The organism is Protofrankia sp. CiT1 (genome assembly GCF_917627335.1).
GTDB lineage: Bacteria > Actinomycetota > Actinomycetes > Frankiales > Frankiaceae > Protofrankia.
The window spans coordinates 12,625-28,627 of the sequence record NZ_CAKJTP010000051.1 but is presented as its reverse complement, the minus strand read 5'-3'; the positions used below and the strand labels follow the sequence as shown (position 1 = coordinate 28,627).

Sequence of the window (16,003 nt, the reverse complement as noted above, 5' to 3'; positions counted from 1 at the left end):
TGCGGCGAGGTGCGTGCCCCAGCCCCGCGACACCGCATCCCCTATTGCCGGTCGCTCTAACTACAGAATGGTCACATAACCGTATATCGACGCCGCTCACACCCGTGCGGGAGAGCCCACGGCACGCCAGTCCGTGCCCGTGGCGCCGAAGGAGCAAGATCTCCCCACAAACTCTCAGGCTGAGGCGACCGCCGGGCCAGGCAGCTCTGGAAAGTGGATGCCGACAGGCCTCCCGCCGACGGTGAAAGCCAGCCGCACCGGTCCACGGACCGACCGCGGCAGGTGAAACTCTCAGGCAGATGTACAGAGGGGGGAGGCCAGCCGCGACCGGCGGGTCCGCCGGATTGCCCGACCTCTGGAGCGTTTCGACAGTGCACACGAACTCTCCCTCATCCGCAGGTGGTCCGTCCCCAGCACGTAACGGTGCGGGCCGTGGCGCTGACCGCGGTACGCCCGGTGGCGCGGCCGGCGGCAACCACAGCGGCGGTGCTGGCCGCGGCCGCACCGGCCATCGTGGCGGTCCGGAGCGTGTCGGTGATGGGACGCTCAGCAAGCTGCCGGCCACCGTGGCGGGATCAGCCATCCCGTCGTCTGTCTCCCTGGCACCGGAGCCGGTGTTGCCCGAGCCGGTAGCGGCGCGGACGGCGCGGCCCGCCGCGAATCCGGCCGGGCCGGCCGGCGGCGAGACGATCACATTCGTGGACCGCCATATCGGTCCGGATGCCGATCAGCGCCAAACGATGCTGGCGGAGCTCGGTTACCCCAGCCTGGAGGCGTTGACCACGGCTGCCGTGCCGGAGGTGATTCGCGACAGCGGGCTTGACCTGCCGCCCCCGGCGAGCGAGCCGGAGGTGCTCGCGGAGCTGCGGCGGCTGGGTAGCCGTAACCGCCGAGTGCCATCGATGATCGGCCTTGGGTACCATCCGTCGGTGCTGCCCGGGGTGATCCAGCGCAACGTGCTGGAGAACCCGGCCTGGTATACCGCGTACACGCCGTACCAGCCGGAGATCTCCCAGGGACGGCTGGAGGCGTTGCTGAACTTCCAGACGATGATCACTGATCTGACGGGCCTGGCCGTCGCGGGGGCCTCGCTGCTGGACGAGTCGACGGCCGCGGCCGAAGCCATGCAGCTCGCCCGCCGGGCTGCCAAGGGGCTCGGCCCACGGTTCATCGTGGACGAGGACACGCTGCCGCAGACGATCGCGGTGGTCCGTACCCGCGCCGAAGCTCTCGGCATCGACGTGGTGGTCGCGGACCTGTCAACCGTCCTGCCCGAGCAGCTGGCCGAGTCCGCGTTCGGCGTCCTGCTTGCCTACCCGGGCGCCGAGGGCGCGGTGCGAGATCCGCGAACCGTGCTCGAGCAGGCACGAGACCGCGGGATCATCGTCACGGTCGCGGTCGATCCGCTGGCGCTGACCCTGCTCACGCCACCGGGCGAGCTCGGCGCGGACATCGCGGTCGGCAGCACGCAGCGGTTTGGTATGGGCATGAGCTTCGGCGGTCCGCATGCTGGTTTCATCGCCGTCCGGGCGGGCCTGGAGCGCTTGTTGCCAGGCCGGCTGGTCGGTGTGTCGGTGGACACGGACGGCCATCGTGCTTACCGGCTCACGCTACAGACCCGGGAGCAGCACATCCGGCGGGAGAAGGCGACCAGCAACATCTGCACGGCACAGGTGCTGCCGGCGGTGGTGGCGTCGATGTATGCCGTTCACCACGGTCCGGACGGCCTGACCGCGATCGCCGAACGGGTGCACGACCACGCGGTACGCCTGGCCACCGGGCTCCGCGCCGGCGGCGTCCAGATCGTCCACGACTACTTCTTCGACACCGTGCTCGCGTTCGTGCCGTCGCGGGCCGCGCAGGTCGTCGACGCGGCGCTCACCGGTGGGCTGAACCTGCGGCTGGTCGACGCCGACCACGTCGGTGTTTCCTGCAACGAGACGACACTGGACGCGGACCTACACGCCGTGTGGGCGGCGTTCGGTGTCCCGGCGCTGCCGCTGCCCGCGAATCCCACGATGCCGGGTCCGGACGCCGCGGCCACAGCCGACCGTGTGATCGTATCCGGATCGAAGCCGGACAGCGCCGCCGGTGCTGCCGGCGCCACTGCCACCGGCATCAGCACCAGCACCAGCACCAGCAGCGCTCGCGGTGGCGACCAGGCGATTCCGGCGGAGCTGTCGCGTACCAGCGGCTATCTGAGCCATCCGGTGTTCAACGAGCACCGTTCCGAAACGGCGATGCTGCGCTACATACGCCAGCTCGCGGACAAGGACCTCGCGCTGGACCGTGGCATGATCCCGCTTGGGTCCTGCACGATGAAGCTCAACGCGACAACCGAGATGGCGGCGGTGACCTGGCCGGACTTTGCCGACATCCACCCGTTCGCCCCGCTCGACCAGGCCGCCGGTTATCTGGAGCTGATCGCTGACCTCACCGAGTGGCTCACCGCCATCACCGGGTACGCGGCCGTGTCGCTCCAGCCGAACGCGGGTAGTCAGGGGGAGCTCGCCGGGCTGCTGGCGATCCGCGCCTACCATCACGACCACAACCCGCCAGGTGTGCCGGCTCGCGACGTCTGCCTGATTCCGTCCTCCGCGCACGGGACGAACGCGGCCAGCGCGGCCATGGCCGGGATGCGTGTCGTCGTGGTGGCCTGCGACACCGACGGCAACGTCGATCTGGCCGATCTGGCCGCCAAGGCCTCCGCGCACTCCGAGCGGCTCGCCGCGCTCATGGTGACCTACCCGTCGACACACGGCGTCTACGAGGAGGGGATCGGGCGGGCATGTGACCTGGTGCACTCCTGCGGCGGCCTGGTCTACGTGGACGGCGCGAACCTGAACGCCCTGGTGGGGCTCGCCAAGCCCGGCATGTTCGGCGCGGACGTGAGCCACCTGAACCTGCACAAGACGTTCTGCGTCCCGCACGGTGGCGGTGGCCCGGGCGTCGGCCCGGTGGCGGTGGTCGAGCGGCTCGCGCCCTACCTGCCCAACCATCCGATGCGGCCGGAGGCCGGCCCGCTGACCGGTATCGGGCCGGTCAGCGGCGCGCCGTGGGGGTCGGCGGGCATCCTGATGATCCCCTGGGCGTACATCCGCCTGATGGGCGCGGACGGCCTGCGCCAGGCCACGTCCGTGGCGGTCCTCAATGCCAACCATATCGCTCACCGCCTGTCGTCATCCTTTCCCATTCTCTACGCCGGGCGGGACGCCCTGGTGGCGCACGAGTGCATCCTCGATCTGCGCCCGTTGACGAAGCGGACCGGGGTGACCGTGGAGGATGTGGCCAAGCGGCTCATCGACTACGGTTTCCACGCGCCGACGATGTCGTTCCCGGTTCCCGGGACGCTGATGGTCGAGCCGACCGAGAGCGAGGACCTCGCCGAGATTGACCGGTTCTGCGATGCGATGATCGCGATCCGGCGGGAGGCCGACCAGGTCGGCAAGGGCACCTGGCCGGTGTACGACAACCCCCTGCGTAACGCCCCGCACACCGCGTCCATGCTGGTCGCCGACGACTGGCCGCGGCCGTATCCACGCAGTGTCGCGGCCTATCCGGTCGCCTCGCTGCGTACCGCGAAGTACTGGCCGCCGGTACGCCGTATCGACGGTGCCTATGGCGACCGCAACCTGCTCTGCACCTGTCCGCCGGTGGCGGCCTACGCCGACCCGGATTCCGGGCCGCCCCCCACCGCCAAGGCTACGGCTCCGGCCGACTCCACCGCTAAGGCCGACTCCGGCACCCACAGTTAGGGCTGTCAGCCGTTGAACTGGATGTCCCAGATGGTCACCTGGATCTGGCTGACCCCGTTGCCGTACGACACCACTTCGCCTGCGGCGATACGGCGGGAACTTCTACCTGTCGCACAGAACCGCAGACCGGTGTGGATGTCGATCGCTGACATCGGTTGGGTCCGCAGCTGGGAAGCGCATCCATCCGCTGTTGGTACGCCAGCAGCGGACCACAGCGCGAGCCTATTACCACTGATGCGTCCCGCGTACGTATAGAAGCTCCCCCCCAAGCCACCGAAGTTGACGGTCAGCGGCAGCGCGTCGACGTCGACCCCGTCACCTGAGTCGGTCATACGCAGCCGCTCTTGGGCCAGCACGATGGCCGTCGGCGAGTCAGGCGAGGAGGGCGCGCTCGATGGTGAACCGGCCGAAGGCGTGCTCGACGAGGATAAGCCGGAGCCGGTGGTGGATGTTTCACTGCCGGTGGACGTGTTTCCGGCCCCCGATCCGGTCGCGGCTCCACCGCGGTTCGGCTGGCCCGACGGAGTGTTGTTCAGGGCCGTGAGAAGCACGATCGCGACCACGAGCGCTGCCGCCGCGCTGAGCCCGCCGATGAGCCATGGTGTCCTATTGCGCCGTGGACGGTCGGGCGGCGTTGGTGCGGGCGGCGCGGATGGCGAGGGTGCTACCCCCGGCCGAGGCGTCCCCGGCCGGGCCGGCTGCGGCGGGTACGGGTGCGGCGGGGATGGTGGGTGCGCTGATGGCGGGTGCGCTGATGGCGGGGTGATGCTGTACCGGGTGATTTCCGCGGTCACGGTGGCCGGTAGCCAGCCTTCGCCGATGCGCAGGCGTTCGTCGGTGGACGCGGCCCGGCACAGCTCGATCAGTGCCGCGGGGGTGGGGCGGGCCGCCGGGTCCTTCGCCACGCACTGTTCCAGGACCCCGCGGACCTGCTCCGGGCAGCGCTCCCAGTCGGGCTGTTGGTGTTCGATGCGGTGGAAGACGGCGGCGTCCGCGCCGAACGGTAACTCGCCGATGATCGCGTAGTAGGCGGTGGAGCCGAGGGAGAAGACGTCCCCGGCCGCGGCCAGGGGCTTTCCCCGCACCTGCTCGGGGGACATGAACGCGGGCGTGCCGATCCGTACCCCGGTCTGGGTGATCGCCGCGGAGGATGCCTCGACCGCTCGCGAGATCCCGAAGTCGATGACGCGGGGGCCGTCCGCGGCGAGGATGACGTTCCCCGGCTTGAGATCGCGGTGGATCACGCCGGCGGCGTGGATGGACTGCAGCGCCTCCGCGACCCCGGCGATCAGCACCAGGACGGTTTCCGCCGGCAGCGGGCCTTGGCGGGCGACGACGGCGGCGAGGGAGGGGGCGGCGACGTAAGCGGTGGCCAGCCATGGCCGCGCGGCGTTGGCGTCACAGTCGATGACCGGGGCGGTGTACAGGCCCTGGACCCGTTGGGCGATCGCCACCTCCGTGGCGAAGCGGCGGCGGAACGCGGGATCGGCGGCGAACTCCGGTCGGGCGATCTTGAGTGCGACCGGCCGGCCGCCAGGGGTGTAGGAGAGGTACACCGCTCCCATGCCGCCCTCGCCGATCCGGGCCCGGAGCAGATACCCGCTGATCTCAAGGGGGTCCTGCGGGGTCAACGGGGTGAGTACCGCATCCCACGCAGGCTCCGCCCCGGCGGATGGTGCCAGCGGTGACGGGTCTCCTCCCGGGCCCGGGAGGTCCGTTCCCGGCGGCGTGCTGCCAGTCGTCATCGACGCGATACCTCGCCCCTGGCGCCGTGGCCGATCAGCGTCTTCAGCGTAACGCCGTCACCCAGTCTGTGTGGCACGTGCCGTCCTCAATCGCGTGCTTTACGTGAGACTGCGCAGCCTAGCGGTGGCCGCCGGAAGCCAGGGTTCTGGCCGGATTGGCGAAGCTGATCTGGGAGGTCCGTCGGGGTGTGCCCGATGCCAGGCGGATGCGTCGCGAGGCGGCGCAGGCCCCGGTAGCGGTGTTCTACCGGGGCCGACGACAACGACGTAAGGCGCCATCCGGTGCCGGCAGGCCCTGGGCGAACTTCCGATCGCTCGCTGTCTCACCTGGCGGCCGGTATTCCGGTGGGCACTTGTTGCTTTGTGGCCGGCCGCCGCCCAGCCCCGCGCGGCTGCCCCGCGCGTATCGGCAGGCGTCATGGGCAGCTTTCCTCGACCTTGACGACGTTGAGGGTGGCCGGGGTCCCGAGGGAGTAGGGCCTACCGGCGGCCGGGGAGGTCGAGCAGATCTTCCAGTTGCTCTCGACCACCACCGCACGGCGTGCGCCGGTGGCGTCATGCAGCGTGATACTCGAGTTCCGCCCGAAGGCCGGCATGACGGCCTTCAGCGAGCGGCCGGTGAGGTTCGGCATGGTCGTGCCGATACTCGGGACGGTGGTGTCCACGGTTCCCGCGGCTGGGCAGGACTCGTCGAGCTTGACCACGCCGAAGTCGACCTTGGTGGTGACGGGATGCTTGCCTGCCGCGGGGGTTTGGTCGCAGATCTGCCAGTCCCGGTCGATGAACTGGCCGCGGCCCCGGCCGAGCGCGTCATGCGATGTCAACGTGGTGAAGCCAGCCGCCTGCGCGGTGTCCTGGGCGAACTGGAGGCCCTTACCGACCAGGTTCGGCAGGGTCCCGGTCGTGTCCGCGCCCGCCGCGGAGCCTGGCTTCGGCGAGGTGCCCGCGGCACGGCCCGAGCCGATGCCGTCGGTCGTACCGCAGCCGGTCAGGACGAGCACAGCCGCGCCCGCGAGGGCGATGCCTGTGCGGGCGATGCCTGTGCGGGCAATACCGCCCACGAGCGCGGAGCGCCCGCCGTGCTCGTCTGACGCCCCCGTGCGTGACCGCCATCGGTGTATCGACACTCTGTCAGGATGACCTTCGCGGTGGGCTTCTGTCCGGAAGATGGAGTTTTCCGACGGACGGCACCTCGGTCGTCAGTCACGCTCCCGTGTTCTCGCCGGTCACTGGCGATAGGTACGCGTTCGGTATAAAACCGTCACGTCGAGTCAACCGTGGGCGTGGTCATCGGCCGGCGCGAGCTCGCGGGCATTCGCGGGCCTGCCGGCCGGGGACCCGGAACCGTCGGCAATCGGGCATATGTAGACACTGTGCTCGACGGTGATGGCAATTCTGTGGGGGTTCTCCGGTGTTCGCACGTCTCGCGCGGGTTGTCACCCGCCATCCCAGGATGATCATATTGGTGGCGCTGCTGGTCGTGGCCGCTATGGCGGTGGTCGGTGCCGGGGCGTTCGGGAAGTTGCTGACCGGGGGATTCGACGATCCGCGGTCGGAGTCCACCCGGGCGGCACAGGCGGTGAACAGATACTTCGGTGGCAGACCCAACCTGCTCCTCCTCGTCACGGCCAGGTCGGGAACGGTAGACGACCCTGCGGTGACAACCGCCGGCAGGGAGGTCGCCCGTGAGCTCGGCGCTGAGCAGGGCGTAGATCGGGTGATCTCCTACTGGGACGGCGGAGACACTGCGTTACGGTCGAAGGACGGCCGACATGCGCTCGTTGTGGCCCTGGTCGTCAACAAGGACCGCGCCAAGGATCTTGTGACCGGCTACGAGAAGGCCGCGGCCGGCGGCGGTCCGGTTTCCGTTGTTCCCGGCGGTTTGGCGACCGTCGACAAGGACATCAACAGCCAGGTCACGAAGGACCTCGCCGTGGCTGAGTCGGTGGCCATCCCGATCACGATGGTGCTGCTGGTCCTGGCCTTCGGTAGCGCCGTCGCCGCGCTGCTGCCGCTGGTCGTCGGCGTGGTCGGCATCTTCGGCGGGTTTGCCATCCTTTTCGTCCTTGGTAGCGTCACCGATGTCTCGATCTTTTCGGTCAACCTCACCACAGCTATGGGGCTGGGCCTCGGCATCGACTACACCCTGCTGATGGTGAGCCGGTTCCGGGAAGAGCTCGCGGCGGGGTCGGAACGTGCCGATGCCGTTGCGACCACCATGCGCACGGCCGGCCGGACCATCCTGTTCAGCGGCGCCACCGTTGCCGTGGCCCTCGCCGTGATGCTGGTGTTCCCGCCCTTCTTCCTCAAGTCGATGGCCTACACCGGCATCGCGGTTACGGTTTTCTCGGTGCTGAGCGCGATCGTGGTCGTGCCCGCGATGCTCATGCTGCTCGGCCCGCGGGTCAATGCGTTCAGGGTCGGTCGGGCACGGTCCGGCTCGGGGCAGGCGGCCGAATCGCGGGTCTGGCGCGCCATCGCCGCCGCGGTCATGCGCCGGCCGGTGATCGTCGGCGTACCCGTCATCGCACTGCTTGTCGCGCTCGGGAGCCCCTTCCTGCATGTATCGTTCGGCAGGCCGGATGACCGGGTGCTGCGTGACACCGCGTCCAGCAGGCAGGTCGGTGACATCATCCGGGCCGACTTCTCCTCGGACGTCGCCGAGGCCACGATCGTCGTCGTGACCGGCGTGGCGGGCGGCGTGGCGGGTGGGGGCTCAACCAGCCCCGCCGGGTCTGCGTTGGCCACCTACGCAGGTCAACTTTCCGCCTTGCCGAACGTGGCCAGCGTGAACAGCGCGGTCGGCACCTTTGCCGCGGGCCGGCAGGCAGCGCCAGCTGGCCCCGCCGACGCTCGGTTCGCCGTCGGCGCCCGCACCTACCTTGAGGTGGTCCCCGCGGTCGACCCCGCCTCCGGCGCAGGGCAGGACATTGCCAGGGCCGTCCGGGCAGCCGCCGTGCCCGCGGGGACGTCGGTGCTCGTCGGCGGCCGGTCGGCCGTACTCGTCGACGGCAAGCAGACGATCGCGGACCGGCTGCCGCTGGCCATCGGGCTGATCGCGCTCGCCACATTTGTGCTGCTCTTCTTGTTCACCGGAAGCGTGGTGCTGCCGATCAAGGCGTTGGTGCTCAACGTGCTGTCGCTGACCGCCGTGCTCGGAGCCGCCGTCTGGATCTTCCAGGACGGCCATCTCGCCGGGGCGCTCGGCTTCCTTCCGGGGCCGCTGGACACGTCCATGCCGGTGCTGCTGTTCTGCACCGCCTTTGGCCTGTCCATGGACTACGAGGTGTTCCTGCTCTCGCGCATCAAGGAGGAGCACGATCGCGGGGTCGACAACGCCGAGGCTGTCGCGACCGGTCTTGCCCGCACCGGACGGATTGTGACCACTGCCGCGGCCCTGCTCGCGGTGACCTTTGTGGCTTTTGCGACCTCGTCGGTCACCTTTCTGCAGATGCTCGGCATCGGCACGGCGCTGGCGATCGTCCTGGACGCCACCGTGATCCGCGGGGTGCTGGTCCCGGCGTTCATGCGGTTGGCCGGCAACGCCAACTGGTGGGCACCCAGGCCGCTGCGAGCCCTGCACGCCCGGATCGGCCTGGCCGAGACGCCGGTCCCGCCGGCAGCTCCGGCCTCATCCGCCGCACCATAGCCGGTAGCCGTCCTGGGACCGGTAGCCGTCCTGGGCGCGCCGGGAGCGCGGGCGGAACCGTGATATCGAGGGTTCTGGCCGGGCAGACAGCAGCCGGGCAAACAGCGGAACGAATGGAAAAAGATTACTGGCAGTCCTTTTTCACCCGGCTGTTCCCGGCGTTCGGCGAATTCCTTTGAGACACCGTCACGGGTCTTGTCATGACCGTGTATGGGGTCTTAGCCTCAATCCATTCGAGTTCGTCTGGACTGTAACTGTGCCCGCGGGTGGCAGCGATGTGGGCGACGCCGTTCCGAGGGGGACGCCGTTCCGATGTGGAGGCCCCGATGGCGATCCTGCGCGACACCCCCGCCCGCGACACCCCCGCCGATGATGCGGTGGCACGGGCGCTGGGGGGCGGATCCGCGCCGCGGGGCGTCGAGTTCAGCTGTGAGGCCAGCACTGAGTTAGATCTTGCCGCGATGGTGGCCGACGACGTGGCGGCGAGGCTCGCGGCCGTGGTCGCCGCCGGGTCGGCCGCCCCCGTCCGCTACTACAGCCTGGGGATTCTGTCCGATCAGGCCGACCTCGCCGAGTATGCGCGGGAGCTGCTCGGTGGCCGGGGGCTGGCGCTGACCCTGCATCCCATGGACCTCGACCTCGCCGGTACGGAGCCGCTGGACACCTCCGTCCTGCGGGCGCTGCGCCGGCGTGCGCACGAGCTGGACGTCGCGTGGGTGACCACGGATCTGGCGATGTGGGTGCGCGGCGGTGAAGCGCTGATCAATAATCTGCTGCCGATGCCGCTGGTACCCGAAGCCGTCGACTGGTGCGTGTCACGGGTTCGCCAGGCCCAGGATGTGATTGACCGGCCGATTGCGATCGGGAATGCGCCCTACCCGTTCGTCGTGGGCAACGCCGATATCCTCGAGTTGCTGGCCGATATCGTCGAGCGGAGCGGTGCTCTGGTCACAATCGACGTCGGTCACCTCTACGGGCTGCGCCGCCAGCAGGGCCGTCCGCTCGAGCAACCGGCGGACGACAGTTTCTGCTGGGAGCGGGTCGTCGAAATTCGCCTTGCCGGCCTGGTCGAACGAATACTGCCGGGCGGGGAACGGGTTTTCGAGGACTTCCACACCGTCCCGGTCTCGCCGGGGGTCTGGGAGCTGGCCGCGCGGCTGGTGCCGAGGGCGAGGAACCTGCGTGCGCTCATGGCCGAGTGTGAGCTGATGCCCCGGGCGGAGCTGGTGCACACGATCTGCCAGCTGGCGTCGGCACTGCCCCGCTGGCTGCCCGGCTGGCTGCCCGGGGAGCCAGCCGGGCCGTCCTGGGACGCCACTTCGGGAGCCTGCTGAACGATGTCGGTTGACTACCCGCGGTTGATGGAAGCCACCTGGGAGGCGCTGTACGCCCCGGCTGGACGGCACCCGGGCATCCTCGCGGCGCTGCCCGCGGACGAAGCGGACCTGCTCGGGGCGTGCGTCCGCTCCGGCGGGTTCGTCCGGGACGTGTGCCGCCGGCGTGGACGGATCGGCCCCGACCTGCTCGACGCCTTCCCGGTGACCTTCTTCGCCTTCTACGCGGCCGAGGGCACACCCGGGATGCAGGCCTTCCTGGGCAGCCAGCAGTGGCAGCGCCGTGGGTCGTTACCGGGAAGCTACTTTCCCGCGCCGGAGCTGTCCGTACTCGCCTTCGCCGCCTATCTGCGGGACACGTGGATGTGCGGCAACCGGGAGGAGTGGGTGCGCGAGGCGTTCCGGTTCGAGCTCGCCCTGCACCGTCTCGGTACCGAGCGGGTTGGTATCGACCGAGGCCCCGGCACCATGCGGCTGGCCGCCGGAGCCTGGGTCGGCGAGTGCGCGTTCGACCATGACAATGCCGTGGACCAGCTGCGGCGGCGCTGTGCCGAGGTGCCCTGGAACGAGGCCGTCACGCTGCTCACCCCGCATCCGACCCAGGTCGCCGCCATCACCTGGTATGTCGGGGACGAGGGCCGGCGGATCTACCTCCGGGGCGAGGACGTCACCGCGCTGCGCTGGTCCTGGGACGGCGAGGCCGAGGTTCCCGCGGACGCCGACCAGCTTCGGGTGGTCATCAACGCGGCCCGAGCCGGTGTTCTGCGGTAACGGGCGGGGCGGTCTGATCATCGGCCAGCCGGCCGATGTCAGGTGACGGCGGCGAGAGCTTGGGCGAGGTCGTCGACAAGATCTCCAATGGACTCGATGCCGACCGAGAGGCGGACGAGGTCCGCGGGCACCTCCAGCGGCGAGCCCGCGGCCGAGGCGTGCGTCATCCGCCCGGGATGCTCGATCAGCGACTCGACCCCGCCGAGGGACTCGGCGAGGGTGAACACCCGCGTCCGCCGGCACACCTCGACCGCCGCCTCCGCACCGCCGCGCGGGGCGAACGAGACCATCCCGCCGAAGTCGCGCATCTGGCCGGCCGCCACCTTGTGCCCACGATCATCCGGCAGGCCCGGGTAGTACACGGTGGCCACCGCCGGATGCGCCGCCAGCCACGCGGCGATGTGGCGGGCGTTCGCGCAGTGCCGGTCCATCCGGACCGCGAGGGTCTTCGCCCCGCGCAGCACCAGCCAGGCGTCGAACGGCCCGGCCACCGCGCCGGTGGCGTTCTGGGTGAACCGCAGCCGTTCGCCCAGCGCCGGATCGGCGACGACCACGGCACCACCGACCACGTCGCTGTGCCCGCCGAGGTACTTCGTGGTCGAGTGGACCGACACGTCGGCGCCGAGCGCCAGCGGCTGCTGGAGGTACGGGGTGGCGAAGGTGTTGTCGACCGCGAGCAGGCCGCCGACAGCATGGATCAGGTTGGCGAGCACCGCGATGTCCGCGACGCTGAGCAGCGGGTTCGTGGGGGTCTCGCACCACAGCAGTCGCGTTCGACCCGGGCGCAGGGCCGCCCGCACGGCATCCGGGTCGCCGAGCGGCACGGGCGTGTACTCCACGCCCCACTCGGCGAACACCTTCGCGAACAGCCGGTAGGTGCCGCCGTAGGCATCCGCCGGGATGACCACGTGGTCGCCCGGTCGGCAGACGGTGCGCAGCAGCGCGTCCTCCGCGGCCAGCCCCGAGGCGAACGCGAGGCCCACCGAGCCTGTTTCCAACGCGGCCAGGCAGGTCTCCAGCGCGGCCCGGGTCGGGTTACCCGACCGGGCGTACTCGTACGCCCCACGCGGGACGCCGACGGCATCCTGCGCGAACGTCGAAGCCGGGTGGATGGGAACGACTACCGCGCCGGTGGCCGCGTCCGGATCCTGACCCGCGTGGATCGCGGCCGTCTCGAACCCCGCGCCGGTCCAGCCGCCCGGAGCCTGTCCGCCCGGGGCACGCGGGGCATCTGGGCGGTCCGGGCGGCTCATCCGGCCGCCAGGAAGCTGAGCAGGTCAGACCGGGTGAGGATGCCGACCGGGTTGCCGTCCTCGAGGACGAGCGCGGCGGCGGTGGCGCCCAGGATGGTGACCAGCACCGACAGCGGCTCGCCGGCACCGACCGTGGGCAGCGGGGGTGACATGTGGTCGGCGACCGGGGCGTCGACGGCGGAGCGGTCGGCGAACACGGCGTCGAGCAGCTCCCGTTCGATGACGGCGCCGGCTACCTCGGCCGAGCGCAACGGCGGTTCCTGCCTGACCACCGGCAGCTGGGACACGTTGTACTCGCGCAGGTAGGAGATGGCCGCGCCTACGGTCTCATCAGGGTGTACGTGCACCAGGTCAGGTGGTCCGCTGGCGTCGGACGCCTTGCGGACCAGCACCTCGGCGACGGTCGGCTCGTCCGACGGCCGGTCGAGAAAGCCGAAGTCATACATCCACTCATCGTTGAACACCTTCGACAGGTACCCCCGGCCGGAGTCCGGCAGCAGCACCACGACGCAATCACCGGCGTCCAGCTTCCGGGCGACCCGCAGCGCGGCGACGACCGCGAGCCCGCACGAACCACCGGCCAGGATGCCCTCACGACGGGCCAGCTCCCTGGTCATCAGGAACGAGTCACGGTCGCTGACCGCCTCCACCCGGTCGACCACCGCCCTGTCGTAGGTCGCCGGCCAGATGTCCTCGCCGACCCCCTCGACCAGGTACGGGCGGCCGCTGCCGCCGGAGTACACCGACCCTTCCGGGTCCGCGCCCACCACCTGCACCCGCCCGGAGCTGACTTCCTTGAGGTACCCGCCGGTTCCGCTGATCGTCCCGCCGGTACCGATCCCGGCGACGAAGTGGGTGATGCGCCCGTCCGTTGCCGCCCAGATCTCCGGACCGGTGGTGGCGTGGTGCGCGGCCGGGTTGTGGGGGTTGGAGTACTGGTCCGGGCTCCAGGCGCCGGGGGTCTGCGCGACCATCCGGCGCGCGACCGAGTAGTAGGAGCGGGGATCGTCCGGGGCGACCGCGGTCGGGCAGACCAGCACTTGGGCGCCATAGGCGCGCAGGACCGCCTGTTTCTCTTCGCTGATCTTGTCGGGCATCGTGAACACGCAGCGGTAACCACGGATGGCGGCAATGACCGCCAGACCGGCCCCGGTGTTTCCGCTGGTCGGTTCGACGATCGTCCCGCCTGGCCGGAGCTGCCCCGCTTTCTCCGCGGCGGTCACCATGGCCAGCGCTATCCGGTCCTTCACGGAGCCGCCTGGATTCAGATACTCCAACTTGCCGAGCACGGGCGCGGCGATGCCCTCGGTGACCGCGTTCAGCCTGACCAGCGGGGTGTCGCCGACCGCCGCGGCAAGGTTCTCATGGAAACGCATCGTCCGCCCTCACCGTCACCGCCGGAGTCACCGGCCGCACAGGGGTTGTAGCTCGCCAAACGGCTGTCGGCATGGTGCACGCCGAGGTCACAAAGGTGCCCGCTGGCGCGGACAGCGTATGGCACGAGCCGTGGTCGCGTGCCATGGTCACAGCTCGACGGGCAGGTCGAACCAGAGATACTTGCCGGAGTCGACCGCCACCGCGCCCCAGCTGCCCGCGAGAGCGTCCAGGACGAGCAGGCCACGCCCGCCCTCACTGCCGAGGTCCACCTGCTGACGGTGCGGCAACAGGACGGATGTATCCGACACGGACGCGTGCACGAGGCCCGGCCGCAGTTCGATCAGCAGCCACACGGGTGGCTCGCCGTACTTCACCGCGTTCGTGACCAGTTCGCTGACCAGAAGTTCCGCGGTGCCCACCGCATCTTCGGGCAGGTTGGTGGCGGTGAGCTGCTCGCGCAGCACGCGACGGGCCTGCGGAACCGCGCTGGATACGTGGGGAAGCTCGACCAGCAGGTGCGTGGCCGAGGGCCGAAACGACGACACGTGGGCCACCATGTCCGTTTACCCCCGTTTGTTCCGATAGATCATCAAATTTGGGCGATGTTATCTCTGTACGTCTACCCGCAGGTGGACGATTCCAAGCGCTTTCGGGCCTTTCCCTGCCTACCGGTCGATGACGGCTGGTCATGTATGACGCAGCGTAGCTACATTTCCCCTTCTCGTCACTGATCAACGTTGACCGCCAGTCGCGTGTCGTCCCGGCGTCGTCGATCGTTCGCGGATGGTTATCCCGGGATGCGGGCCACCACGACCGCGACATCGTCTCGCAGCCGCCCACCCGCGAACCGTTCGGCGGCTGCCCGCACCTGGTCGGCTATCCCCTGGGCGGACATGCCCACGCAGCCGCGCACGGCCGTCAGCAGCCGCTCGTCGCCGAACAGCTCCTGACCGCGACGGGCCTCGACCACCCCGTCGGTGTAGAGGACCAGCGCGTCCCCGGCCGTCAGCGCCACCCGTGCCTGGGGGAAAGCCACGTCGTCGTCATCGAGCACCCCGAGCAGCGTTCCCGGCTCCGCGACGAACAGGGCCGTCCCGTCCGCGCGTACGACAACAGGCAGTGGGTGCCCGGCCATGCAGATCGAGACCACCCGTTCCGTCACCGTGGGGGCTGCCGCGCTGGTAGCCGTGCCGTCTTCCAGGCAGGCGGTTGTGAGCTCGCCCGGCGGCCGCAGCTCGGCCGCGGCGAGCGTGCAGAAGCGTCCCTGACCGGTCGGGCCCGGGTGGCCGGCGTCCCGCAGCGCACGGTTGAGATCCATCATGATGTCGGGAAGATTGTTGCGCTGTCCCACCAGCAGCCGCAGGACGGCCCGCGCGACCCCGGTCACGTTGGCGGCCTCCGCGCCCTTGCCGCAGACGTCACCGATGATGATCGTCCATCCGCCGTCCGGGTTCGGGACGAGGTCGAAGAAGTCACCGCCGACCTCCAGCCCGGCGCGGGCCGCGCGATAGGACGAGCCGAGCTCGATCCCGTCGATGCTGGGCAGCCGTGGTGGCAGCAGCCCGGCCTGCAGCGCGCCGGCAACCTCCACCTGCTGGCGGAACAGCCGGGCGTTGTCGACGGCGAAGGCCGCGCGGCGGGCGAGGTCCGCGAACAGCTCGATCTCGTCGGCCGCGAAGCTGTTGCCCATGGCCCGGCCGAGAGCGACAACGCCGAGCACCCGGCGGCGGGCCCGCATCGCGGTGATCACCGTCGGCGCGCCATTGATCGTGGCGATGCGCACCGTGTCGCCAAGCGTCGCCCGTACCTGGGCGGCGAGTGGCCCGACCGGGTCGCCGGCCCAGTCCGACAGGTCCGCGGCCTCGGCCTCGTCAACGTGCCCGACCGCGGCGAGCTTGACCGCGCCGTCCTCCCGCAGCAGGTACACCGCGCACCAGCGGGCCAGTCTCGGCACCGGTAGGCGCGCGAGCAGGGCCAGGCTGCGTTCGGTGTCGAGACTGCCAGCGAGCAGATCCGACGCCTCGGCGAGAAAGGAAAGCATGCCGATGCGGCGCTCCTCGGCACGGCGCAGGTTGGCGCCGCCGAGCGTCAACGCCATCCAACGGGTGACCATGGCGAT

10 protein-coding genes and 2 riboswitches are annotated in these 16,003 nt (G+C 70.1%); of the genes, 4 read left to right on the top strand and 6 right to left on the bottom strand.

The genetic code is table 11. The annotated features are described in order from the left end of the window. Positions 1-96 precede the first annotated feature (96 nt). Positions 97-201, top strand: a riboswitch (glycine riboswitch). After that, a riboswitch (glycine riboswitch) is annotated at positions 202-317 on the top strand. Between the two features lie 372 nt (positions 318-689). Further along, complete coding sequence (gene gcvPB, locus MJ785_RS10865) at positions 690-3,755, top strand: aminomethyl-transferring glycine dehydrogenase subunit GcvPB (RefSeq protein WP_255727645.1); 3,066 nt, start codon at positions 690-692, stop codon at positions 3,753-3,755. Positions 3,756-3,760: 5 nt separating this feature from the next. Here the strand turns inward: gcvPB and MJ785_RS10860 are convergent, their stop codons facing one another. Next, positions 3,761-5,500, bottom strand: a complete 1,740-nt coding sequence (locus tag MJ785_RS10860; RefSeq protein ID WP_239380650.1) for a serine/threonine-protein kinase — start codon at positions 5,498-5,500, stop codon at positions 3,761-3,763. 416 nt (positions 5,501-5,916) lie between these two features. Further along, a complete protein-coding gene (locus MJ785_RS10855; protein WP_239345518.1) occupies positions 5,917-6,627 on the bottom strand; it encodes a hypothetical protein in 711 nt (236 codons plus the stop codon). 284 nt (positions 6,628-6,911) lie between these two features. On the opposite strand from MJ785_RS10855, the gene MJ785_RS10850 reads away from it, so the two are divergent. The 3 genes from MJ785_RS10850 to MJ785_RS10840 all read left to right on the top strand — a co-directional run bounded on the left by MJ785_RS10850 (position 6,912) and on the right by MJ785_RS10840 (position 11,254). Further along, positions 6,912-9,149 (top strand): MMPL family transporter, encoded by a 2,238-nt coding sequence (locus MJ785_RS10850; protein WP_239376950.1) that lies wholly within the window; start codon positions 6,912-6,914, stop codon positions 9,147-9,149. Between the two features lie 326 nt (positions 9,150-9,475). Then, positions 9,476-10,483 (top strand): DUF692 family multinuclear iron-containing protein, encoded by a 1,008-nt coding sequence (locus MJ785_RS10845; RefSeq protein WP_239380648.1) that lies wholly within the window; start codon positions 9,476-9,478, stop codon positions 10,481-10,483. A 3-nt stretch (positions 10,484-10,486) separates the two neighbouring features. Next, positions 10,487-11,254, top strand: a complete 768-nt coding sequence (locus tag MJ785_RS10840; protein ID WP_239345523.1) for a hypothetical protein — start codon at positions 10,487-10,489, stop codon at positions 11,252-11,254. A gap of 38 nt (positions 11,255-11,292) precedes the next feature. Here the strand turns inward: MJ785_RS10840 and MJ785_RS10835 are convergent, their stop codons facing one another. From MJ785_RS10835 to MJ785_RS10820, 4 genes are all read right to left on the bottom strand, one after another. Continuing rightward, a complete protein-coding gene (locus MJ785_RS10835; RefSeq protein WP_239380647.1) occupies positions 11,293-12,507 on the bottom strand; it encodes a cystathionine gamma-synthase in 1,215 nt (404 codons plus the stop codon). After that, positions 12,504-13,883: a cystathionine beta-synthase gene (locus MJ785_RS10830; RefSeq protein WP_239312387.1), complete on the bottom strand. Its 1,380-nt coding sequence runs from the start codon at positions 13,881-13,883 to the stop codon at positions 12,504-12,506. The genes MJ785_RS10835 and MJ785_RS10830 overlap by 4 nt, the downstream gene beginning before the upstream one ends. 147 nt (positions 13,884-14,030) lie before the next feature. Continuing rightward, positions 14,031-14,441 carry an ATP-binding protein gene (locus tag MJ785_RS10825; protein ID WP_239312389.1) on the bottom strand — a complete coding sequence of 137 codons (411 nt, stop codon included), beginning with the start codon at positions 14,439-14,441 and terminating at the stop codon, positions 14,031-14,033. Between the two features lie 230 nt (positions 14,442-14,671). Continuing rightward, positions 14,672-16,003, bottom strand: a 1,332-nt coding sequence (locus MJ785_RS10820) for a PP2C family protein-serine/threonine phosphatase (RefSeq protein ID WP_239380646.1), incomplete at its 5' end; no start/stop codon positions are given.